This is a genomic window from Niastella vici (assembly GCF_002077945.1).
In the GTDB taxonomy this organism is placed as follows: Bacteria; Bacteroidota; Bacteroidia; order Chitinophagales; family Chitinophagaceae; genus Niastella; species Niastella vici.
Window position 1 is genome coordinate 281578 of the sequence record NZ_LVYD01000102.1, and the last position, 26224, is coordinate 307801.

At 48.5% G+C, this 26224-nt stretch carries 9 protein-coding genes; 2 read left to right on the forward strand and 7 right to left on the reverse strand.

Going from position 1 to position 26224, the window contains the following annotated elements; genetic code table 11:
- The first annotated feature begins 237 nt into the window (after positions 1–237).
- Both A3860_RS35775 and A3860_RS35780 read left to right on the forward strand, forming a co-directional pair.
- Positions 238–3192, forward strand: a complete 2955-nt coding sequence (locus A3860_RS35775; RefSeq protein WP_081155464.1) for a SusC/RagA family TonB-linked outer membrane protein — start codon at positions 238–240, stop codon at positions 3190–3192.
- Between the two features lie 27 nt (positions 3193–3219).
- On the forward strand, positions 3220–4545 hold the full coding sequence (locus tag A3860_RS35780) for a RagB/SusD family nutrient uptake outer membrane protein (protein ID WP_081155396.1): 1326 nt from the start codon (positions 3220–3222) through the stop codon (positions 4543–4545).
- Positions 4546–4708: 163 nt separating this feature from the next.
- Here A3860_RS35780 and A3860_RS35785 read toward each other — a convergent pair whose 3' ends face one another.
- The 7 genes from A3860_RS35785 to A3860_RS35815 form a co-directional block, all read right to left on the reverse strand.
- Entirely contained in the window at positions 4709–13405 is an 8697-nt protein-coding gene (locus A3860_RS35785) for an Ig-like domain-containing protein (protein ID WP_081155397.1), read from the reverse strand.
- A gap of 279 nt (positions 13406–13684) precedes the next feature.
- Positions 13685–14254 (reverse strand): hypothetical protein, encoded by a 570-nt coding sequence (locus tag A3860_RS35790; RefSeq protein WP_081155398.1) that lies wholly within the window; start codon positions 14252–14254, stop codon positions 13685–13687.
- 70 nt (positions 14255–14324) lie between these two features.
- Positions 14325–16751, reverse strand: coding sequence for a T9SS type B sorting domain-containing protein (locus A3860_RS35795; RefSeq protein WP_081155399.1), 2427 nt, complete (start codon positions 16749–16751; stop codon positions 14325–14327).
- Between the two features lie 30 nt (positions 16752–16781).
- On the reverse strand, positions 16782–19235 hold the full coding sequence (locus A3860_RS35800; protein WP_081155400.1) for a PKD domain-containing protein: 2454 nt from the start codon (positions 19233–19235) through the stop codon (positions 16782–16784).
- A 58-nt stretch (positions 19236–19293) separates the two neighbouring features.
- Positions 19294–21348, reverse strand: coding sequence for a T9SS type B sorting domain-containing protein (locus A3860_RS35805; protein ID WP_158085468.1), 2055 nt, complete (start codon positions 21346–21348; stop codon positions 19294–19296).
- 13 nt (positions 21349–21361) lie between these two features.
- Positions 21362–24037: a PKD domain-containing protein gene (locus tag A3860_RS35810; protein ID WP_143774427.1), complete on the reverse strand. Its 2676-nt coding sequence runs from the start codon at positions 24035–24037 to the stop codon at positions 21362–21364.
- Positions 24038–24068: 31 nt separating this feature from the next.
- Positions 24069–26213, reverse strand: a complete 2145-nt coding sequence (locus A3860_RS35815) for a M43 family zinc metalloprotease (RefSeq protein ID WP_081155403.1) — start codon at positions 26211–26213, stop codon at positions 24069–24071.
- Between the last annotated feature and the right edge of the window lie 11 nt (positions 26214–26224).

Here is a 26224-nt window from a genome sequence, read left to right on the forward strand (position 1 = left end):
TAAAAAGGTGCAAAACGACATTCTTTGTTTTGTGCAGCAATTAGTTGAAGTCGATTGTCTCCCTAGTATCTACTCCCCTTTCCTTTCGTACTTTTTGGAACCTCAGCCATGGAAAAACAGCCTGTTAGCTCAGAATTAGTCTAATCCATCCCTTTATCAAGACGCGGACAAAAGTGACAGCCATCATCTTTTTTGATCAGTACCCCCTATTTATTGACCATAACAAAAACTACCAGCATGCAAAACCTGAAACGATTGCAGTTATTATGCTGCCTGCTCGCTCCCCTATGGGTGTTTTCACAAATAAGCGTGTCGGGTACTGTGGTTGACAGTAAGAGCAACCCGGTGCCATTCGCTTCTGTAAAGGAGAAAAACTCCAATACGGGAACCAGTACAGATGCCAATGGAAAATTCAGCCTTATGCTGCCTGCTAAAGGCGGTGTTCTGGAAATTACTTACATAGGGTTTAAATCCCAATTAATCCCTGTAACCAGTAACCTAAACGACCTGGTTGTAAAAATGCAGGAAGACGTGGGCCACCTCGAAGAAGTGGTAGTAACCGGTTTGGCAACTTCTACCAAAAGGGCCAACGCAGCCCATGCGGTAGGCACCATTTCGGCCAAGCAATTGGTTGGCACCACACCCCAGGCTACGGTAGATGCTGCCTTGTACGGCAAGTTTCCCGGCGCCATTGTTTCGTCAAACTCCGGTGCACCCGGCGGTGGCATTTCCGTAAAACTGCGGGGAATAACGTCCCTGGTTGGGAATTCGCAACCGCTGTTTATAGTAGATGGCGTTTATTACGACAACTCATCCATTCAGGGCGGACTGAATTTTATTTCCAAAGCGGCCGGTCAGGGAAATACGAATTTTCAGGATAATCCCTCGAACCGGGTAGCCGACCTTGACCCTGAAGATATAGAGCGCATTGAAATACTGAAAGGTGCCTCCACTGCCGCTATTTATGGCGCCAGAGCGGCTGCCGGCGTGGTGATCATCACTACCAAAAAAGGAAAGTCGGGAAAGCCGAAAATTGAAGTAGGCCAATCCATTGGCTGGCAAATGCAATTGCGTAAGCTGGGCCAACGTACATGGGACACCACAAAAGTACGGGCTGCTTACGGTGCTAACGGCATTACCGTATACAACGCCAATGGCGGAAAGACCTACAATTACGAGGATGAACTATATGGCAATAAGGGTTTAATGACCAATACGCGGCTAAGTATAAGCGGCGGAAACGACAAAACCACCTATTTTGCCGGTGTTACTTACCTCGATAATGAAGGCATTGTAAAACATACCGGCTATCGCAAAACCTCTTTCCGGCTCAATCTCGATCAAAACCTTACCAAATTCCTTGATGTTTCCCTAAACGCCAATTACGTTGAATCAAGCGCCAACCGGGGCTTTTTCAATAATGACAATACCAGTACCACACTGGGCGTATCATTCGTTTCTACGCCATCCTGGGTTAACCTGTACCCCGATGCAAACGGGAACTATCCCAACAACCCGTTGGCGCCATCCAATTTCATTCAAACCCGCGACCTCATCACAAACAATGAATCGGTAAACCGCATCTTACTGGGCGGAAGGGCCACGTGGAAAGTATATAAATCAAGAATGCACGATGTTAAAGTCATCGTTCTGGGTGGTATCGATTATTACACGCTCAAAACAACAGCTATCTTTCCGGCAAAGCTTCAATTCCAGAAAGATGGCAATGGCACCAATGGCGCCCTGATATATGGAACCACCCTTAACCATAATGAAAATTATTCTGCTTTGGGCGTGTATGAATTCAGACCTGGTAACAACCTCACGTTTACCACACAGGCTGGTCTCAATGCCTTTAATGTAGACCTTAACACGGTCGTAAATACGGCTACACAACTGATAGGAACACAAACCAATATTGACCAGGCCGGCGCCATACAGGTTGAACAGAACAAGAATATCTCAAAAGACCGCGGCTTTTTTGTTCAGGAAGAATTCAACTATAATGACATTGCCATTGCTACCCTGGGGGTAAGAGGCGATAAATCGAGCCGTAACGGCGATGCGGATAAACTTTATTATTATCCCAAGGCCTCGCTGGCGTTTAATATTCTACCACTCACTTCCTGGAAGGTTATGAGCCTGCTGAAATTGCGCGCCGCTTATGGCGAATCGGGCAATTTTGCGCCTTTTGGCGCCATCTATACCTCGCTGGTGCCCATCAATTTTAATGGAACAACCGGATCGCTAGTTGATGTTACGCGCGGTGCAGCCGACCTGAAGCCGGAGCGGCAAAAAGAACTGGAACTGGGTTTTGATGCCGGTGTGTTGAATAACCGTGTTGGCCTTGAATTTACCTGGTATAAAAAAGATGTGGATGACCTGATCTTAAAAGTGCAAACTACCAGTTCATCGGGTTTTACCACTGCCTGGAAAAATGTGGCTGCCATTCAAAATAAAGGGGTTGAAATTGGCCTGAACGCCGTTCCGGTCATCACTAAAGAATGGCGTTGGAATGTGCAGGCGAACTGGTGGAAGAACAAAGCAGAAGTTACCCGGCTCGATGTACCGGCCTTTAATGTAGGCGCCTTTGGTTCTACCCTTGGTACCTACCGGATAGAAAAAGGTAAAAGTCCAACCCAGATAGTGGGCATTGGCGATGCAAGCACTGATAAAGTTGACCCCACCACCAAACTGGCTGTATTTGGTAATGGCGAACCCGATTTCAATTTTTCTTTTTCAAACAATGTTACCTGGAAGAATTTTGAATTATCGGTATTGATGCATTGGAAGAAAGGTGGCGACAATGTTAACCTTTCTACTTTGCTCAGTGATATTTTTGGCACTTCACCCGATTATGATAAAAAAACGTTAGACCCAACCGGTCAAAAAACAGATGGCGACTACCGGCTTTCTATTCTGGGGGTTACTGCAAGGCCATGGATACAGGATGCTACTTATTTCAGGGTGCGGGAAATAGGGTTAGCCTATACATTGCCCACGGAGTGGTTCAAAGATGTTGCAAAGGTAAAACTTGGTTTTTCGGGCCGGAACCTGATCAATGCATTTAAATACAAAAGTTACGATCCGGAAGTATCCAACTTTGGGATAGACGCTATTTCGAGCAATGTTGAAGTAACGCCCTTCCCTTCGGCCAAGAGTTATCATTTTAATGTAACAGTTACCTTTTAATCAGTCAACGCTTAAAAAATTTCATTTATGAACAATCAAAATAAACAATACCGGTTTGTTACCCTGGCGGTTTTGTTCATCATAGCCCTGGGCTGGTCGTCGTGCAAGGTAGATCCCATACTTGACCCTAATAATCCCAGCACAAGCGGCATTACGCAAAATGCGTCTTTAGGCGAGTTACAAAATCTGGTGGTTGGAACCGAAGCCGGTATGCGGAATAATTTGAACACCTACTTCGATGCGGTCAGCGTGATTGGGCGGGAAATTTACCGGTTCTCTACTTCCGATCCCCGCTTCACCAGTGACCTGTTAGGCAAAGGAAGTGCGGTACTCGACAATAATACATTTTATACCACCAATCCGTTCGGCGGCCGGTATCGCGATGTAAAAAATACAAACATTCTTATTGCAGCACTACAAAACACAAAGGCATCCCTCAGCGATCCGCAGCGAAAAGCGGCAATTGCCTATGCAAAGACGGTACAGGCTTACGAGTTGCTGATGGTCTTTAATCAACAATATGAAAATGGGATCAGGGTCGATGTATCTGATCCCGATAAATTAGGCCCTTTCCTTTCAAAAGATGAATCATTGAACGCCATTCAGAATTTATTGAATGATGCCAATCTTGATCTGAAGGGCAGTACGGTTGATCTTCCATTTACCACTACCCTGTACAACAGCAAAAAAGCCAGTGATTTTTCAAAATTCAACCGGGCGCTGGCAGCACGGGTAGCGGTGTATCGTAAAGACTGGGCCCTGGCCAATACTGCGCTTTCAGAATCGTTTTTCGATTTGAATGGCAGTCTTACCGATGGCTCTTATTATTTGTATTCAACCGGCGGTGGCGATCTTTTGAATCCATTGTTCTTTCCGCTCAATTCACCAGCTGCCGAAGACCGCGTGGTGCAACCTTCGTTTATCACTGATGCAGAAGCCGGTGATACCCGGTTAAGCAAGGCGCCGAAAAGAACAACCACGGCAGCGCAGGATGGCCTTTCCAGCGATTATGATTTCTGGGTATACAAAAGCAATGTGGCTTCTATTCCCATTATCCGGAATGAAGAATTGATACTGTTGTATGCAGAAGCGCAGGCCCAGGTAAACAATACGTCGAACGCAGTAACTGCAATTAATAAAATTCGCAATGCAGCTTCATTAAGCAATTATAGCGGCGCTACCGATCTCAACAGCCTTATTAATGAGATCCTGAAACAACGGCGTTATTCTTTGTTTGGCGAAGGGCACCGGTGGATTGATATGCGGCGGTACAACCGGTTGAACCAATTGCCCATTGACAGAACGGGCGATGATGTTTGGCAACAGTTTCCACGGCCACAAACTGAACTATAGGAACGACCACTTACTATCAGCCCCGATATTTATCGGGGTTTTTTGTGTATATGCGAAGTTGTTAACCCGAAACCAAAAAAAGAGTCCCGTTAGAAAACGGGACTCGCTATAACGAACGCATCACATGATCATATCCGGGCGTATCACTGTATTTCGAAATATTTTAGTGCCGTATCATAAACCGGATCGTTTGTTTTTTCCCATCATCCCCTACTCCATACAGCGTATACACACCGCTTGCCAAACCGCCCAGCGACACATCTATATCATTTACCCCAGCTGCTACTGAAGTAGTGAATTTCCTGAGCATTTTACCACTTGCATCCAGCACAGTCCAGTTGATGGTCATTGTTCTCGGACTGCTGATTGATAGTTTGGCGCTATTGCCTGTCACCAGCGTGGGCAACAACTTCACGGTGAACTCATAAACGGCCGCTTTCAACATGCCCTGGTTGGCGAGCACGATCGACCCTAACAGCGTAGTTGATAAGCCAACCGTTCTTGCAATAGCTGTTCCTGTTGGCATTACACCGCCAGTTGGTGAAATAAGCGCCCAGGTAACCCCATTGTAAGCACCCGCATCCATGGCGGCTGTTGGTATGCAACCTGAGTTTGCATCGGCATCTGCATATTGCAGCGTGAGGTTAACTGGTGAAGCCGGTGTGGTAGTGGTAGTAACCGTCCAGGTACGGTTGATGGCCTTGTTGTTATCGAGCACGGGGGCTATCAACCCATTCATAACCCGCACGGTGTACGTCATGCCCTGCCCATTACCAATAGTAACCGGGTTATAGCTGCTGGCAGTGCCGCCCACCGGAACGGTGACAGAAGTGTTTACATTAGCGACAATAACAGAACCTGTACTATTGGTTATTATATGACTGCCCGCGCTGCCGGTAGTTGAATTGTTGAGGTAAACATTATAAGAACCAGGGGTTATATTTCCATTGGTAAGCGTAAGCGTATTGTTTATGGTCATATTACCATTCAGTGTAACGCCGCCTGTGCCATTCATGATCACATTTCCAATCGACATTGCAGCAACGGTTTGATTGGTGGCGCCCTGGAAGGCAATAGTACCCGAAGTCGCATTAAGCGTACCGCTGTTTACAAAATTTCCATACAGATTTAAAGTGCCACCCGCATTAATAGTAACCGTAGCGCCACTGCCAATAATGATTGAATTAGCATTGGCCGTGCCGCTGATGACGGGGCTAAAACGCGTACCGGCATTGATAGTTACATCAGTCGTTGATACCGGTATGCCACCGCACCAGTTGGCAGCCGTGTTCCAGTCGCTGCTTACATCACCCACCCAGTTGTTCGATGACTTCACCGATAAGGTAGCTATTGTGGAAACGATAATACCGCATGGGTTGGTGATCACTACGTCATACTGACCGCCATCAGCCGCTACCGTATTAGCAATTGAATACGTATCGCTCGTAGCACCGGGAATATTCACTCCGTCTTTCCGCCATTGAAACGTTAAACCAGAACCGGTTGCACCGATGGTGAACGTAACGGCACTACCCATACATACACCCTGACCTACCGGTTGCGCCGTTACCACAATGCGGTCATTGACTGTAGCAACTACCGGTGTACGGGGACTTTGACAGCTACCTGCAACTGCCACTACATAATAGGTGGTGGTATCGGAAATAACGGGCGTGGTATAGGAAGTACCAATACCAACTGCTGAAGTTGAAACGGAATCTGTATACCAATACAGGGTGGCGCCTGCCGAACCGGTTGCCTGCAGGTTCACCATACCCGTGTTACAACGCATGGCTGGCGTAGTACTGATCACCTGCGGACTGCTGATCACCACTTTTATAGCCGGTGACCAGGCGGTATCGCTCACACACGCAGCAGCCAGGCGATAATACAGGGTTTGTGTGGCTGCCGGGGTGGTATAAGGTGAAGTAGTGGCATTGGTTATATTGCTGTAGGTAACTGAATCAGGGCTTTGCTGCCATTGAATACCCGAGTAGCCATTGCCGCCGGTAAGGGTTAATACAGGCGCACCGGTGAAACAATAACTTGTTTGTGAAGCGCTGATAGTACCCATTGCCAGTGCAATACGCGTACGGGTAACGGTTGACATGGCATCGTTTGAACCCTTTACATCACCAGCCACAATTGTTTTGGCATCAAAAATGTAGGTGCCGGCGTTGCGCATATCAATTGTATCTGTAGATTTTGACAAAGTAACATCCATGGTAGTACCGGGGGCCAGTGTACCGGTGTTCAGGATGGTACTGATGGTTGCGGTAGTTGCACCGGTCACATTCACGGTTACGGTTACAGGGTTCGCCGCAAAATCAATAGCTACCGAACTGTTGTTCCGCACTTTGATGGTAGCCACTTCTTTTCCATAACAACCTTTCCCGGTTGCCGGCGCCACCAGCGAAACGGCCTGCATATCGATACCGTTTGACTGCGTAAACTCATCGGCGCCCACATCGGGTGTCAGCGGGTCCCTGGCTTCGCCTTCAATATCATCTGTTACCAGGGCTAAAGGAACGGCTTTCTGATTGGCCGGTGAAAAAGCCGAGGTTGTTATATGCAGATCAACGGTGGCCGCCGAACCGGTAGCATCTACAAACAACGGGTCAGTTGCCTGGCTGGTGGTATCGCCACCAATATTCCAGCCACTGGTATACGTGGCGGCAAATGAAGTACCAGTACTATTGGTGGCCACAAAATTACCACCGGTTCCGCCATACCCATAAATATTATGCTCGAAAGTAAGATTGGCCAACCCATCAACCCATATGGTATTGTGCATACCACCGGTTGTTGTGTTCGACCGGTTATTTATAAAGATATTGTTCCGGATATCATCTGTTCCGGAAGTGGTTTCCTTACGAATGGCCGAGGTGTTCTTCGCTGTGGCGCCTACGCCGGTTCCACCAATATAAACGCTGTTGTAGTAGATACGGCTGTTCAGTGCCGACCCTTTCATGATACCATCGATGCGTACCGCATTGGTAAGCGGGGTACCATCGGGCCGTATACCCAGGCGCACCATATTGTTGTAAACATCCACCTTGCCCTGGTTCACCTCAATACCACGAATGTTGACATTCGTATTGGTTGTTGTAATATCAAAACTGTGCACCTTGTTCTTTGAGACCGTATTGGTGACGCTGGTTGAATTATTACCCCAGAAGAAGATACCTTCCATATATACAGTGGCGGTAGCAGCCCCGGAAACCAGGCTGTGCACGGTATTACCTGAAACTGTTACCGGATTGGCAGTAGAGGCGCCCATGTAAATACCCAATACAACTGAAGTACCGCTGCCTGCAGTATAGTTGGTTGCCGAATACAGATTACGGATCGTATTGCCGTTCACTGTTGTTACTACAGCAGTTGCTGATCCAATATTGATACCGGCTGTTTGCGCCCCCGAACTGGCCGAAGTAGAATTATTGGTAAGGTTGGCAATGGTATTGTTGTTGATCGCGAACGTACCGGCGCCGGAAGGAATATTGATACCCCTTATAAATATGCTGGTGGTGGTTGCATTGCTGGCAACGATGCTGTTGGCCGTGGTTAAGCTACCGATGAGGTTGCCTTCTATATTTACGGTTCCCGGTTGGTTATCATATATGCCAGAAAAATTATTACCGGCATTGGAAAGCGTAATACCACCGGCAATATTTTGTTTCAGGTTGATCACCGAATTGGCGCCGCCGCTATTTGAAATGAAATATGGTATCGTATGCGAACCGCTGCCTGCTGCAATAGTGATCGCATTGCTACCGGTAGCCGAGCCTACTGTATTACCGGTAACCGTACCGATATTCACATTTCCATTTGAACCGGTAACGGCAATACCATGAAACACATCATTGGCTGTAGTAACGGTACTGGTAATAGCCATATTGGTAATGGTATTTCCCTGTACCGAGCTGGGGCTTACCGGGAACCCATCTGCCACTTCCAACCTGATACCATCAAAGTAGTTGGCCTGGCCAGAAAGCGTATAGGGCGTGCCGGTACTTAATGGCGCCGAACCCCCAATATAGTTACCGGTAACCACAAAACCATTCCCTACACTACCGGTATTGCGGTTGGGGATGATCCAGATGCCGCGGTTGAATGCCGCCGCAGTATACGTGCGGATATCAGTCTGGAAAAAGCTGTTACCCGTAATAACCCAGCCGTTAACGCCCTGGTGCAGCATGATGCCGGTTGAATTTCCGTTCACCAGGAAGAAATCATAAATATTACAATTGGAAATGGTGTCGTTGTCATTGAAATTGGTATTCATGCCGGTGTTATTGGCGCCCACTGCCAATACGCCTATAGAAGGCAGGGATGCGCCTGTGCCGCTTGAGTGAATATTACAATGATCGATCGTATTGTTATCGTTCCCATTTACGCCATTGCCGCCAAAGTACACCACACCGGCAAATGTTGTTGAGGTAGTAGCGCTTACGGCATTCATACCCTGCAGATCGCAATACTTTACCTTATTGCGCGAAGCCTCGTTATCGAAACGGATGGCCGCGCCAATAGCGCTGGTGTTTATAATGTTCAAATTGGTTGTATTCAGGTTACCGGCCGCTGTTACCGGTATGGCAGAACCGATACCACCGGGTCTTCCGTCAATAGTAACGTACGTACCGCCGCTGAAATCAATAGTAGGCCCTGCAACCGAACTGGTGATCACCAGTCCGTTCGCATTGGCTGCCGGCCGAATGGTAACCGTATTGGCCGGACTGAAACAGGCGTTTGAGCCAATGGTAATGGGGAATGTTTCACCGGCGCTGGTATAATTGCTTTGCAGTTCCACGATCACCGGTCCACTGATACCACCCGATAAAGAAGCCAGAGCTGCTGTCAGAGTGGGGTAAGTACCGGTTGGCCCCACCGTGATCAATCCACCGGGACCGCTACAACCACTGGTGGTTTTGGTGCCTGTAAGGGCGGTGCTGTATTTAACAGCGCTTATACAGGCATTATTATAAGCGTATACATAATAATCGTACCCGGTATTGGCCAGCAAGCCGGTGTTGGCAAAGTTCACGGAAGTACCGGTGGCGATCACTGTTCCGGTGCCCAGCAAACTGCCTGCCGCATACGTTACGCCATCAACCGGCGCTACAGGCGTTGCACCTGCGGCATACCGCACGATCATATAGCCGTTAGCGGCCGGAACAGAAGCCGTGAATGAACCGTCGATCTCATTGGCTGAAATCGTGTTCAGCACCAGCGCGGTGGGCGCAGCCGGTGTGGTACAGGTTGCGGCTGCCGCTACAAAATTGCCGGCATCGGCGCCAATATCAACCGGGGTTAAACCGCTGCGCACCTCATTGTCGTAATCGTCTGTTATGGTCGCAATGTTCGTACCGTTGCCTTCGGCCACTGAGGTGCCGCTGGTATTAATATGCAGGTTAACGGCTTGCAGGCCTCCGTTCGCATTGATAAAATTCGGATCACCGGCTATACTGTTCACATCTCCGCTGATCCAGCCGGCAGTAGCCGTACCGCCATTCATATAATTAGTGATCTCTGCAGTTCCGCTATAGGCAAACCGGCCGCCGGTGCCACTGTACTGGTACACATTGTAGTTGACAGTTGCGCCGGTATTGGCGCCGGCAAAGTAAATGCTGTAATGTTTACCGCCACCGGTTGCATTGGAACGGGTGTTGGCAAAAATATTATCCCTGATATCGTAAGTGCCGGAGGTAGTTACGCGGGTAAATGCATAAGTATTGGCCGCGTTGGAACCCACGCCATTACCGCCGATATATATACTGTTATGAAAGAAATTATTAGTTGCAGTCGTATTGGCAACAATACCATTGATGGTCAAGGCCGTTGTAAGGGCAGAACCGTTTGGCCTGATCCCTAGCCGGATCATATTATTACTGAAAACGGAAGAACCGCCGTTGACCTGAATGCCGGTAAATATGGCGCTGATATTGGCCGCAGTTGCATCAAAACTATGGATGAAGTTTTTGGAAACTGAATTCGTAACGGTAGTAGTAGCACTGTAATACAGGCCGGTCACATTCACGGCCGCTGCAGTGGCCGTACCGGTCAATACCAGCGAATCGATGATATTACCTGTTATGTTACAGCCCGCGGCATTGGTACTGGCTGCACAAATACCAATGATGGCGCTGGAAGTACCGGAGGCTGTGCTTTGGGTGGCATTGGCCAGGTTGCGAATGATGTTGTTGGTGATACCACCACTTACCACGGCAGTAGTAGTGCTGATGTTGATACCAACTACCTGCGAGGCACTGGTGCCGGTGGTAGCATAGTTACAGGTAAGGTTTTGAATGGTATTGTTGGCAATGGTGAGCACCGGACTGCCGCCACTTATCTGTATCCCGTTCACATATTTGCTGGTAGTAGTACCCGCACTGGCAGCTGTAATATTGGTTATGGTATTATTACTGATATTGGCAGTAATGGCAGTGTTTGAAAAGATACCGGAGAAATTATTTCCGGCAGCTGTCAATAAAACATTGCCAATTGTATTGTTCTTAATTGTTGCCGTATAGGTACCACCGAAGAAGATCATGTGGCTCGAAGTAGCCCCCGTGGCATTGATGGTGATACCCCCATCGGTATAACCATTCACCCCGCTTGCCGAGCCAATGGTATTACCGGTTGAATTACCCACTTCCACATTGCCTTTACCGGCAACAATGGCAATGGCATGCATGGCATCGGCGGTAGTGCTGGTGGTAATATTGATGTTCGTGATCACATTTCCCTGCAGGGAAGTAGCAGCCTGCGGTGTAGCGGCATCGGCTGTTTCTACCCGTATGCCTTCAAAATATCCGGCCGAACCGCTGGCCATTGTATAGGGCGTGCCGCCGCAATTGGGCGCGGTTCCGCCAATAAAATTCGATACTACAATAAACCCATTGCCTATTTCACCTACAGAAGTGGTGCGGTATGGCGCCAGCCACATGGCGCGGTGAAACCCACCGCTGGTGGTAACTGTAATGGCTTCCGTTTCAAAAAAGCTGTTGGCGGCGATCGTCCAGCCGGTATTGCCCAAATTCAATTCCAAACCAACCGAATTGGCGGCATTGAAGTAATCGTAAATATTACAACCGGTAACTGCATTGTTATCGTTGAATTGCGGTACATATGCAGCGACTGCGCTTGAATTGTCGTACCCCAATGAATAGATCCCAATGGAAGGTTTGGTTGCGCCGCTACCAGTTGAATGGATGTTACAATGATCGAGCGTGTTATTATCATTTCCTGCTGAACCCTGATTACCGAAATAAACAACGCCGGCTACTATAGCGGGCTGGCTGGCAGCGACCGTACTTTGTCCCTGCAGGTCGCAATATTTGATCGTATTATTGGAAGCACCATTATCGAGCCTGATGGCAGCGCCCGCATTATTGGTGTTGATGATATTCAAATTAGTGGTATTCCTGTTACCGGCAGCTGTAGCCGTAATGGCAGAACCGGTTCCCCCGGGCCGTCCATCGATGGTTACATATTTAGCACCGGTAAGATCTATTGTTGGGCCGGCATTGGAACTGGTAATAGCCAATCCGTTGGCGCCGGCCTGGGGCCTGATGGTCAATGTACGTGTGGCATTGATACAGGCATTGGATGGAATGGTGATTGGAAATGTTTCACCGCCTGAAGTATAGGTGCTTTGCAGTTCAAGGATCACAGCACCACTCACGCCGCTGGCCAATGCGGTCAGCGCAGCAGTCAATGTAGGATACGTTCCTGTTGGGCCAACCGGTATAACACCGCTGGGCCCGCTACAGGCACTGGTTGATTGGGTTCCTGTTAACGGTGTAGTTGTATTATATACCGGACCAATACAATTGGTATTGTTATAACCATATACATAAAAATCATAGGCAGTACTACCGGTAAGACCGCTTGCAGTAAAGGAAGTAGCCGTTCCGGTTTGAACCACAACACCTGTGCCCAGCGAATTGCCGGCACTATAGGTTGTGCCATTAACAGGGGCTACCGGTGTGGCGCCGGCAGCATAGCGCACTACGATGTACGCATCCGCTGCAGGGGATGCAGGGGTAAAGGACCCGCTGATCTGGCTGGTAGCCGTTGCATTCAACACCAAGGCAGTAGGCTGGGCAACCGGGGCAACGCAGGCATTCATCATACTTACCGCCATAATTTGTGCCACACCGCCGGTGCTAGTACGGGTCACTGTTATAGAAGAAATGAGTTTGGTGTAATTAGGTCCACTCACAGGCAGGGACAATTGATAGATGCGGGGATTGCTTGTTCCGCCGGCATTGTCGAGTACCAGGCCGGTTCCATTAACGCGGCCAATGCCCTGAATGGCATATCCGGCACCGCTGTACCAGTCGGGAACGCTTAAACCCGTAACGGTTTGCGTAGTAGCATCAGTAAAGTTTAAAACAACTGTAATAGTAGCGGGGCCGCCACCCGATGTAGCCAGTAGGTACACCACACCGGCCGTTTGAGGCGTAGCCAGCGTCAATGTTCCGGAAGCATTGGTGGCAGCCAGCCGAAGCGAGTTTTTGGCCGAAGCATCTGCCAGCTGAAAACTAACCAGGCTGCTGGCGGCACTGGTAATGAGCCCTGAATTGGGCAGATAATAAGTAGGCGTACCAAATGCAGTAAAACTTTGATTAAGGAAGTAATATTGTGAGCCGTCTACATCGGCAGTCACAGAACCGGCGAAGGTAGTACCATTGGCTATCACATCTTCAGTAAACCCGGTTACGGTAACAGGGGTAACCGTTTGTGCTGTGCAAAATAAAGATGACAGCACCAATAACATACCCAGGAGACCGGATCTGCCTGTACAAATTTTAATATTTACCCCTTTTTGAAACTCCGCAGATACCTTCCGGCTCATTGACTCAAAATTTCTCATAAAACAGTGTTGTGAATAGTGTTTAGGATTTGCTGTCTACACTTGTAGTGCCGCTCCTGGCGGAACAGCTGTTTTTAAACAAGGGGCCGCCCCGGAAGAGGCAACCCGATTTACATTTTATGAAACAATCGGGAAGTTATTCCCGACTGTTACAGAAATGCAGGTTACCGGATACCGGTTACCAGGACAGAAATTCAGCGTGTCTGCCAAAATTTACGCAGTCCGTCTTTTCAGCCCCGGCAACTGGCAACAGGTAACCCTTTAGTCTTTCAACCCCAGATAATTCTTTACCTGCGAGTAGTCGTTCCAGTTCACTGCAGACCGTGCACTTACGCCACCGGGAATAATAACATACCGGTATTGCCAAACTTTTTCATTGGTCGATGAAGTGCGGGAGCTCACATTGTAATTGGAGTAGAGATAAATGGTACCCACTTTAACCAGCGGTGTAATTTGCAGGTCGGGCACACCAAACACCAGGCCGGCATCACTGTAAGGCAACGCTACTACAGTGGGGTTGCTGGCTGTATTTATATTCCAGTATACTTTCACTTCGCCTTTTTGAATAATACTATCCACGATTTTGGGAGCGGTAATAGAAGCAGCTAAAACGCCTGTGTCAACGGCGCTGAAGGTCAGATCCTGCCAACTGGAATAAATAACATTGGCAGTTCCGGTTTTACCGGTTGCACCGGTGGCGCCTGTAGCCCCCGTATCACCTTTATCACCTTTTTCGCCGGCCGGGCCGGTATCCCCTTTTTTACAGGCAGTAACTAATAGAACAGCAGATAATACCAAAACAGAAGTACACCGCAGGAACATGTGTTTCATAATTGAATTTTTGTGATTTTTATAAAAATGTTTGACTATACTATTTGAAATGGCGGCAATCGTTATTCGCTTAATGCAGCAGGTTTACCGACCCTTTACGGGTAACCTCATTTCCATCTGTGAGCCTGATTCGTATAACATAATAGTAAACGCCTATTGGCTGCATTTTGCCCTTATGGGTCCCATCCCACCCTGTGGTCATATCGTTGGTCTCATAGATCAATTCGCCCCATTGATTAAATACCTTCATCGTTAGGCCGGCAATCACATTGCCATAGGCTTTGAACCGGTCATTCTTTCCATCACCATTAGGAGTAAATGTGTTGGGTATATAAATTTCATCGGTCAGGGTTTTAGCTGTAGCCTTACCCGGCGTGCTGTTCTGGCATGATCTTGCACCCAATGCAATCACATTGATGGTAACGGTTGTCAGTGGTTGTAAACCGGAAACAGTATGTGTAACGCCCAGGCTTCCTGAAGAAGGACTTATATAAGCGCCGCCATTCACCGAAACCTGGTAGCCGGAAGCACCTGCAACCGGTTGCCATTGAAAGGTTACACTGTTGCCGGTGATGGTGGTAGCCACCACCAGTGGCGTCGCCAACGCAGTGAGGGCTGATATCACCACGGGGGTACGACTGCTATTACAGCTTACATATTGTATACCCGCATACCAGGTGACTGGCAAGGTAGTTGGCGTGAAGGTGACGGATGAGCCGGTCATTTGAGCTACACCGCCTGCAGCTGCGTTATACCAGTTATAAGTATAGGATGCATCGGGATTTTGTATTGATAAAGTAGCGGCTTCTCCCAAACAAATTGTGGCACCTGTTACAACCGGCGCCACAGGCGCCACCGGTGCAGCCACTGTTACACTCTTAATTACGGTGCAACCTCCATGTGTAAGGGTTAAGGTATAAGTACCTGCCGGTATGCCCGTTAACCCGGGCGTTGCATCACCGTTTGACCAGGTGTATGAATAGGGTGCATTACCGCCGGTAACTACTGTTGTAATACTGCCATTATTGGTATTGGTGCAAACAGGCGCTACGGTTGTAAAAGCTACCTGTAAAGAATCTGTAGCAAAAGTGAAATATTCGTTATTATTCAATGCCACTTCAGCATACAGTTTGCCATTGGCTGTTGAAAGCGCGTAAGCGGTAAAGCTGCTAAAGCCGCTATTGGCAGAAACAAGCAACTTTTTTGTATTGGCCGATAATACCCCGGTATCAACTGCAATAGTCACGGTAGAAATACCTGTACCGGTTTTTTGCACTTTCCAGGTCCTTGGCATGCGGCCCAGGTATCCATTGGCCGCACAGGCCGAATACGTATTGGCTAAGCCGTTATCCCCGATCAACAGATAAGAAAGATCGTTGCTGACAGAGGAACTATTCCCTGCATTGGAAGCAGGAAAATTGCCACCGGCAGCTGCATTATAAATGTATACCAACGCATTGTTATGGGCCGAGAGCGATTGCTTTTGCAGCAGGGCCGCATTATCATCGCGCCCAATACCGGTGATATTGAAAGAATAGCCTGCATTGGCAGCAGCGTTCCAGATCGCACTGCCATTTGATGCGGTATAATCGCGGGCGGTAGCCGATTGGTTGCGGGTCAATGTGATCCCGTATTTGACCGCCAGGTAACTCTCTATTTTGTTTTGATCTGCTTCAGATAAATAAGCATTATACGTAATTACCTCAGCCAGGCCACAACTCATATTCTGTGACCCAGTATTTGGGCCATCGCTTCCCATAAACAGTCCCGTAGGTACACTGGGGTTGTAATTGTACCCGTCAGCCGGCAGATCGTACCGGTGACTAAGCGAGATAGAATCCCCATTACGCCGCGCATCGAAAAAAATATCCGTGGCATTTTTGTCAACGCCTTTGCCCGATAAAATGATCCCGGCTGTTTGCGGGTAATTGGGAACGCCGGAAGGAAAAGGCGCCCAGTTATAAAAATCACCGGTGCCCCCGGCAATACCATCACCCGATTGTATCCTGAACGATGGTTTGAACTGATAACCATAGGTAGTGGCCTTATACGTTAAACCGGAGGGGTTGCCATCGGCTGTTCCATTATAGGTATTCACTACCATGAAAATGCTTCCATTATTACCTGCCAGATCGGGCGTAACAGCCGTGTTATATAATACAGTATTATTTGTTTTTGAAAATTGCAGAAAGGGATTGAAATTAAAGCTGCCAGTTGTAGTGGCCGTTGCATTGAATACAGGCTGCCGGCTTGCGGTAGCCTGGCTTACCTGGAAATTCCCCAGCTCGCTTTTCCAGTTGGCAACAGAAGCTGCCCCGGCAACAGTATCAACATTACCGGCAATGGAAGAATTGGCTTTAAACCAACTGGTGAGGCCCGCAGTTACGCCACCGGGCGATTGCGCATATATAACCGCATTACAAAACAGGCAGGTAAACACCGTAGCTATTACGGCCCGTTGCTTTTTTTGTATTATATATTTTCGATCGGTCTTCATTGCTTGTTCAGGGTTTAGGTTTATTGATAGTTACCTGATGATAGCCACCCACCCGTTGTAACTGCGGGTCACTGTTTTAATGACGTAGTAATAAGTAGCCACCGGAACAGGCTTTCCATTCCAGGTGCCATCCCAGGGTTCACCGTAGCCATGACTGTTATATACCTGCTGGCCCCAACGGTTGAAGATCTGCACCGTACAATCGGTAACACCGCGCAAACCGGCAATCTCCCATTTATCGTTTATGCCATCGCCATTAGGACTGAACACATTGGGTATTATCAATACTTTATCGGGTATTACCATCAGGAACTTCCGCACGGCAGTATCTTCACAACCGATGTCGTTAACAGCATGCAGAATGACCGTGTAATTGCCCGGGTATTGGTATTGATGCGAAACATTGGTAAGTGTTGAGGTATCGCCATCGCCAAATTCCCATTTATAAGAAGTAGCTGCAGATGTGCTGTTGGTAAAGGCAAAATTGGCAAGGTGCAATTCCACCGGTACATTCTCTACAGGGTTAACCGTAAAGGCAGCTTCCGGATATGATTTTACTTTTATTACATCGGTTCTAACCAGGGTATCGAAACACTTTCCCTGTGCCGAAGCAATGAGCGTTACGGTATAGGTACCGGTGTTATTATACGTATAGGATGGACTGCCTTCGGTAGAAGTTCCGCCATCGCCAAAGTTCCATTTCCAGGCATCCGTATTTTGCGATGCGTTGTTAAAGGTGACCGCAAACGGTACACAACCAGTAGCCGCATCTGGCGTAAATGCTGCCACCGGTGTTGGAATTACATTGATCAGTTTGGAACGGGCCACCGACACACAGGCGCCATCTTTTACTGTTAAACTGATGATGCCGCTTCTGTCGTATTTGATCGTATACGGCCCAAAACCACTGCCCGATTGTACGGTTCCCCCACTCCAGCCCCAGGTAGCGGTGGCATAACCTGCCCCGGTACCTGTATAGGTAGCGGTAATGGCTGAACCGGCACAGATCAATGAATCGCTGACGGTAAAGGAGGCCGATACCGGGGTGGAAATAATAACAGGGTTGGTTGTTATTGTTGACACGCAACCGTTATCAGTCACCTGCAATTGCAGGGTATAATTTCCGGCATTGTTAAATAATATCGAGTATGGCCCCTGCCCGCTGCCGCTTTGCACGGTGGCGCCGGCAAAACCATTCCAGTTGTACGTAGCTGTATTGGGTGCATTCCCTGTGTAGGTGACCGTTTGCGATGTACCTAAACAAACATTGGCCGGCGATACCGTAAAGGTGGAAGTAGGCACTGTTTTTACCGTTACCGGTACAGTAGCCGATACCGCACAACCATTGTTATCTGTTCCACTCACCGTATAAGTAGTGGTTGCAGCAGGAACAACAGAAATACTGCTGCCCGTAACGTTACCCGGATTCCAGGTATAGGCGGTTACGGTTCCCCCCGTTGCGCTTACTGATAAATTTACCGGGTCTCCTGCGCATACAGCCGCAGGGCTGGCAGTAGCAGTCAACACAGCAACAGGCGCCGAAGGAACGGTTCCTGCATACGAAACGGTACAATTGTCTGACTCAGTAACCGTACAGGTATAGCTACCCGCTAGCAGGTTAGTAGCGGTAGCTGTAGTTTGAACGGGTGTGGTGCTCCAGGCATAAGTAAATGGACCATTACCAGCTGCAACCGATAAAGCAATACTGCCATTGGCTTTGCCGCAGGTAGCCTGCGTAATGGCAGGCGTAATGGTGGGCGGCGTGTAGCCAACGCCCGACAAAGCAAGTACCACTGCTCTTCCGAAGGTGGTATTACCATTTAAATAACTTATAGTAAGTGATTGCAGCAATTTGTTTTTACCGGCGCAGGTTAATGGCAGGTTCAACTGGTAGAACCGGGGATCGCCGGTAGCCACACCAAATGTGGTATAAGGGCCTGTTGTTAACCGGGTTGTTCGGCCGTAGCCGGCATATACTGCGCCGGTGCCACCAAACCAGTCAAGAATGAAAAAATTGCCGGCATTATAGGTTGTACCATCGGTGAAATTCATCACTACATTGATATTGCCGTGGTCTTCTGTAGTGAACAGCAACAGGTTCACCGCCGAATACCGGGCAGGCGTTGTAAGCGTTAAAGTGCCCGCGGCCGCTGTATTGGGCTGCGCGCCGCCAGCTGAAAGGTATAATACATTATTACCGGTATAAGGTTGCAGCTGCCAGGTACGGGTACCCGATGTAATAACACCACTGGTTGGCAACCCGGCCAGTAAGCCATTGATGGCCGCAAAAGTGGTAGAGTACATAATGTAGCTCGAAAGGTCGAGCGCGGTAGAAGTTACCGCTGTTGCATCAGTACCCGACTCTGCAATACCATCCTGGTTAAAGCCGGTAATATTTATAGGAGAATAGGTTTGCGCCAGGGAACCGGTTGCAATAACCAACCCACCAAACAACAGTGCGATATATAATACGAGTTTAATCATTTGCTTTGTATTACAGATTTATTGCTCCCGGTTTAAGGTTTATGGTAGAAGGCTACTCTTAATGCAACAGGTTAACAGCCCCCTTCCTGATGCTTTCTGTGCCGTTGGTCAGTTTTATTCGCATTACATAGAAGTAAACGCCAATTGGTTGCAGCTTTCCCTTTTGCTTACCATCCCAGCCGGTGCTAACTTCACTGCCTTCATAAATGAGTTCGCCCCACTGGTTGAATATTTTCATATTGATACCGGCAATGGCATTGCCATAGGCCCTGAAGAATTCGTTCTTGCCATCGCCATTGGGTGTAAAGGAATTGGGAATAAATACCTGGTCGGTAAGTGTGGTGCCGGTTGCCTTGCCAATGGCACTGTTTTGACAGGCTTCCACCCCCAGCGCTATCACGCTGATGGTTATTTGTTCAACCGGTTGCAGGTTTACGATGCTGTGTGTGGTGCCCATGCTGCCCGATGTAGGCGTAATATAAGGGCTGCCATTTACCGACACTATATAACCCGTGGCGCCGGGAACAGGCTGCCAGCTAAATGAAATAGTGCTGCTGGTAACGGTAGCTACCGTAACAACCGGGGTTGCCAGCGGGGCGTTCACTGTTACCTGTTTTGTAGCTGAAGCCGTACACCCATTTTCAGTTACCTGTAATTTCAGGGTGTATGTTCCTCCATTGCTGAACTGAATACTGTATGGGCCCGCCCCACTGCCATATTGCACGGTGGCGCCGGCAAAACCATTCCAGTTGTAGGCAGCCGCTCCATTGGCATTACCCGTATAGGTAACCGTTTGCGGCGTGTTGGGGCAAACGGGATCGGGGTTCACCGTAAACGATGCCGTGGGCGATGGGTTCACGGTTATCAAAATAGTATCGGCCGATGTACAGCCATAGATATCTTCTGCATTTACAATATAGCTCGTAGTTGCAGTGGGCGAAACTACAACGGCAGAACCGGTTACACTGCCCGGGTTCCAGGTATAAGTACTGGGTGTTACATTTACGGTATCTGCATATATTGTCGTTGGTGAGCCTGCGCATACCTGCATGCTGCTTGCATTGGCAACAACAGGCGCCGGAGTTACCAATGCTACGGTGCCAGTATAGGTACGCACACAACCATTTGAATCGGTAATATTACAGGAATAGGTACCCGCCGGCAGTCCCGAAGCAAATGAAGTTGTTTGTGCCGGCGTCGTGTTCCAGGAATAGGTAAATGGTTTTACGCCGCCTGATACCGTCAATGAAATATATCCGTTGGTTGTATTGCCGCAACGCGCCGGTAATACAGTAGGTGTTAAACTGTAAGGCAGGATCTTTTCACCCGATAAGGCCATAACAATTGCCCGCGATCCGGTGGAGGTGCTGGTATCAGACACCGTGACCGATTGCACCTTCCTGTTCTGGTTACTGCAATTCACGATAAAATCAAAACCAAAAAAATGCGGCCAGGTGCCTACGCCGTCAACGGAAAAGGGGGCCGTAGTATCGCGCCCGATACGGCCGCTACCCGAATACATTACATTCGTATAACCAACATACCAGTCGGCCAACGTAGCGTTTGTGAGGGCGCGTTCTGTGGTACCATCGGTATAGTTGATGTTAACATTGATATTACTGGAGCCTTCGGTTGAAAAAGCCAGCAGGCTCAGGTGGGCATAATAATCAGGTGTTGTTAAAGTGAGCGTACCATCGTTCACCGTACTATCAACCTTGCCGGTGCGCGATAAATACAAGGCGTTCTTACCAATATATGGCGCCAGCTGATAGGTGCGTTTGCCATTTACTATGGTGCCATTGTCAACCATGCCACCCGTTAAACCATTGTTAGCGGCAAATGCGGCTGTATACAATACGTGACGCGCTACAAACGGGCTTCCATCGATCATGGTAGTAGTGGTAGCCAGTACACTTTTTCCGGTATCTGCCACTATATCGTGCTGATAACCGGTAACAGCTATGGGTGCATAGGTTGTTTGCGCGTAGCTGCCACTCTGCAGCAGCAGCAACCCCAATAACATACCGGCGAAAAGAAATCCTTTTATTTTATTACTGCAGCGTGTGTTCATCAGTCGAGGCTTTGCTTTTATAATATTTTTATTTCTTTTCATTTTCATGGTTTTGTTATCGTACCAACGCCACCCAGCCGTGGTAATCCCCGGTGGCCGTTTTTATGATATAGTAATATGTGGCAACCGGCAATGCATTTCCATTCAGCGTACCATCCCACGGTACCCCATAACCGGTACTGCTGTATATCAGTTGCCCCCATCGATTGAAGATTTCAACCTGACAATCTTTTGCCGTGCGTAATCCGGCTATTTCCCATTTATCGTTAATGCCATCGCCATTGGGGCTGAATGCATTGGGTATGATCAATACTTTGTCGGGTATTACCAGTAGAAATTGGCGGATGGCCGTATCGGCACAGCCCGCTCCATTGACAATCTGCAAGGTCACTGTGTAATTACCCGGTGCCTGGTATTGATGAGTAGGGTTAACGGCTGAAGCAGTACTGCCATCACCAAAATCCCACAGATATCCGGTTGCGTTTTGGGAAGCATTGGCAAAAGTGAAGCTGGCCAGGTGCAACTCAACCGGAATATTTTCTCCCGGCGTAACCGTGAAGGATGCTTCGGGGTAGGCACTTACCTGAATCACATTCTTTTGCTCCAGCGTATCAAAACATTTTCCCTGTGATGAAGCGATCAGGGTTACACTATAAACGCCGGGTTTGTTATAAGTATAAGAAGGGCTTACGCCGGTGGCTGTTCCACCATCGCCAAAGCTCCATTTCCAGGCGTCCGTATTTTGTGATTGGTTATTGAATGTTACAGTAAAGGGAAAACAACCTGTACTGTCATCGGGCGTAAAGGCAGCTTCAGGCGCCGGGATCACATTTATTAATTTAGAACGGGCTGCCAATGCACAGGAACCATCTTTTACCGTAAGCCCGAGAATGCCGCTTTTGTCGTATTTTATTGTATATGGGCCGAAGCCACTACCGCTTTGTACGGTTCCCCCACCCCAGCTCCAGTTGGCAGTTGCGGTATTGGGAGCGGTTCCGGTAAATGTGGCGGTAATAACCGTGCCCGCACAAACCAAAGAATCGCTCACCGTAAAGGATGCAGTTCCCTGGAAAGCGGGGGTAACTAATGTAACCGGGTACACCGCCGAACAACCCGACGCCGCTTTTACCGTTAACTGGTAATTGCCGCCGGTTAAACCGGTGGCATTGGCGGTTGTTTGCACCGGCGTGGTATTCCAGTTATAGGTATTGGGCGCAACACCGCCTGTAACCGTTGCAGTAACAGCACCTCCATTAATAGCGGCACAGGAAGGCTGGGTAACGGTCATCACTACTTTCAGCGAATCACTGGCAAACGTGAAATATTCGTTGCTGTTCAGGTTTACCGGCGCATATAATTTTCCGTTGGCCGTTGATAAGGGATAAATGGTTGTGCTGCTTTCGGGAAAAAGCGGATCGGTTGATACCAACAGGTTTTTAACCGCCACATGAACGGCAGTTGCATCCACTGCAAGGGTAACCGCACCAACAGTTCCGGTCTTTTGCACTTTCCAGGTCCGCTGCATGCGCGTGATCTTACCATTGTATATACAGGTGGTAAGATCCCTGCTTAGCCCATTATCGCCAAATAACAAAAAGCTGTTACCGGCCGCAAAAACCGTAGGGTTATTGACGTTCATGGCGGGAAATACGCCGCCGGTATTATCATTATACAGGTACACCAATGAACTATCGTGAACCGATCTTGATTGTTTCTGGATCAGCGCCGACGCATCATCACGGCCGATGCCGGTAATGCATTTCCCATAGCCCGTGTTGGCTGCGCCATTCCAGATAACTGTTCCATTGCCTGCCGTATAACTGGTTGGTCCGGCAGGTACGGTAAAGGTGTTGCTTTGGCTAAGCGTGATGCCATATTTCACGGCGAGATAAGATTCCACTTTATTTACATCGGCATCTGATAAATAAGTATTATAGGTGATCACTTCAGCAATGGCTGAAGAAGATGCTTCGCTGCCACCCGGTGAATTAAAACCAATACCCAATCCGGCACCAATGGCCGGGTTATAAATACTGCCTGAACCTAATACGGTGGTATCGGCATTTCGCCGGGCCCTGAACGTGGGGCCGGCAGAGCGGGAAGCCAATACAACAGCCGATGCTCGGGCATAAGTGATCGCTGGTATCCCGGCTGCATTTAAACCGGTAGCTGCCGGGTCAAGATCGGCGATATAACCAAAACCGGAAATGCCGGTCTGGATCCTGAAATCTGCTTTTGCCTGGTACCTGGCGCCCGTACCGCCTGAGTTGTACGAGAAACAGGTACTGGATGTAAAGCCGGTCTCGCGGTTTGTATTCAATACCAGGAAATAAGTTCCATTATTTCCCAGGATATCTGGCGCTGTAGCGGATGTATTCAGCAAACCCATTTTTTGTGAGGCAGCAAACTGCAAAGCGGGGTTAAAATTAAAATTGGCGGTAGTGGTATAGTTGGCCAAATACAAAGGCATGTTGGTTGCGGTGGCCTGGGTAACACTCATATTGCCCAGCTCACTTTTCCATTCATTTATTTGTGTAAGGTTATTGGTATTCGGCAGCACATTCCCCGCTCCGGCATTGGCCTTAAACCAGGAAGTAAGACTTACCGACACCCCGCCCGGGGTTTGCGCCGTGCCCTTTTCAGCCAAACACAATACCAACATACAGACAACAGCGATGTTGCTGAAGCGCTGCGCTCCGTAGCTGTTCCTGTATGTTGGTTTGTTTGTCAATGCCGGTTGTTTAGGATGGTTTAAGGGTGGTTTATTTTTTTATGATCTTTCGCGATACCGTGTGATCACTGTACACCAATTTTATTATATAAACTCCGCTGGCATAACTGCCCAGGTTGAAGGGGTACAGCGTAGCCGGCGTGTTACTGATAATTTTTTCTGCTATTTTCTGCCCGTTGCTGCTGAACAGGCTGATCCCTTTCAGGTTTACCGGTGTGGTCTTGAATTGTACAGTCACCGGTCCGTTCGATGGATTGGGCGTTATCAACCATCCTTCTTTTTCCAGATTGGGGTTAACCGATTTTTTGTACAGGTTAATATCGTCGACGTATACAATATTTTCATTGCCGGTTGAATTGGCAAAAGCGATCATCACCGGGCCTTTATTAATGTACGGCGTGAGGTTTACAGAATCTTTTCTCCACTCATTGGCCGCAGGTATAAATGACGTAGTGGTAATGCCGCTGCGGGTGGCCAGGGTTCCACCCCATTTTTTATACAGGCTGGTAAATGTGCTGCCGCAATCTGTGCTAACGAGCACCTGCAATGTATCCCAGCTATTCAACAGCGTACCGGCATTGGTTTGTATAGCCGCTGCTACCTGAAAGGTGAGGAACGCGGAATCAGCATCAGCAATAGCAAGCTGTGGCAACCGCAGGTAATCTGTTTGTCCGTTTTGGGTATAGGAGAAATTACGCACTACCATGGAAGCGGCGCCTGTTTTGGCAACACCGGTCACCCGTTCCCAGGTATAGGAATTATCGGCATTGATAATATCCCAGTTAGCCGGCGGAAATACATCGGCTTCAAATCCTTCCGTCAACGGGGGCGCAATAGCAACCGGATATACAAATGATTTGCTAAGCGTATCATTCACCCCGTTCATATCTGTGACACCATTGGGTGTGGCTACTTGTATTTTCACTGAATGCGAGCCCGTAGCGCCTGTTGTTACCGCATTCAATTGTACAGAAGCGGTTGCAAGGCTGGCCAGCGAGCCTGTCCAATGGGTTTGAACCGGCGTACCACCATCTACGCTGGCGTAGATGTCTACGGCGGTCAGCGGAAGCGAACCATAGTTACGCAACGTAATTACAGGTTGAAATTTTGTGTCGCACACGCGGTTAACCGGGTTATCGATACTCAACACCTGTGCGTCTACATCTTTCAGCGGCGATACCGCGCCATTGGAAGTTGTAAGTGAAATGCGGTAATTGTTCAGCGCGGTTTCCATCCGGTTCACCTGTAACAGCGTGAACAGGGCCATACAACCATCACTGCTGTAATCCATATAATTCTGGTACATGATACCCGGCGCCGTAGTGGTACAGGCATCGGTCACTACGCCTGTGTGGCAACCTGCTGATGCATCAGACTGGTTCGGCGTATCGTTTACCCCATCGCTGCCGGTGCAGGCGCCATCATCATCGCCCCAGATATGGTAAAGGAAAAAATAATGGCCGCTTTCGTGGGTAAGGGTACGACCATCGTTGTAGCCTGCCAGTGAGCCACCTGGCAGCGTTACACTGTATATCACAATACCCTGATCCGCTGCCGCAGCGCTGGTTGGGAAAGTAGAATAACCCAACACGCCATTTGACAGGGTGCAGATCCACACATTTAAATATTTTGATGAACCCCAGCTGTTGGCGCCACCGGTTGTTGCGTGTTTTACATTATGATTGGTGGCGCTGAAAGATGTTTGTGTGGTGACAGTGCGCTCAATACCAGTTGTTGGTAAATTATCAGGCGTACGTTTGGCCAGCACAAACTGGATCTTCGAATGGCCAAACAACGGTTTAAAAGCCGCAGGGATATTTACCGAATCAGCATTCAGTCCGGCAAAATCAGTATTCCATACTTTCATCTGGTCATCGATCATTTTATCGGTGACCTGGGTAGGATCGGGCAATACGATATGAAATACAACCGGTATGTATACAGGCGTTGCCATTTCACGCGCACCCGGGTTACTGGCCCGTTCAGCCGCCAGTTGTTGAATACGTAATAAGTCCTGCTCATATCTTTCCTTCAGCGCCTGGTCTTTCTCCAGGGAATTTTTCAGCAATTCCATGGTTGCGCAACGTTTAATGGGAAGATCCTGCGCCATAGAGCTCAGCACAATACCCTGCATCAGGATCAGCACCGCTATACAACCATATCTTTTTAAAAGCATTATAAAATATT

What these genes read in the sequence shown, in the direction of transcription:
- A3860_RS35775 (WP_081155464.1), top strand. Translation starts at nt 238, where the DNA reads ATGCAAAACCTGAAACGATTGCAGTTATTATGCTGCCTGCTCGCTCCC.
- A3860_RS35780 (WP_081155396.1), top strand. Translation starts at nt 3,220, where the DNA reads ATGAACAATCAAAATAAACAATACCGGTTTGTTACCCTGGCGGTTTTG.
- A3860_RS35785 (WP_081155397.1), bottom strand. Translation starts at nt 13,405, where the DNA reads ATGAGCCGGAAGGTATCTGCGGAGTTTCAAAAAGGGGTAAATATTAAA.
- A3860_RS35790 (WP_081155398.1), bottom strand. Translation starts at nt 14,254, where the DNA reads ATGAAACACATGTTCCTGCGGTGTACTTCTGTTTTGGTATTATCTGCT.
- A3860_RS35795 (WP_081155399.1), bottom strand. Translation starts at nt 16,751, where the DNA reads ATGAAGACCGATCGAAAATATATAATACAAAAAAAGCAACGGGCCGTA.
- A3860_RS35800 (WP_081155400.1), bottom strand. Translation starts at nt 19,235, where the DNA reads ATGATTAAACTCGTATTATATATCGCACTGTTGTTTGGTGGGTTGGTT.
- A3860_RS35805 (WP_158085468.1), bottom strand. Translation starts at nt 21,348, where the DNA reads ATGAAAAGAAATAAAAATATTATAAAAGCAAAGCCTCGACTGATGAAC.
- A3860_RS35815 (WP_081155403.1), bottom strand. Translation starts at nt 26,213, where the DNA reads ATGCTTTTAAAAAGATATGGTTGTATAGCGGTGCTGATCCTGATGCAG.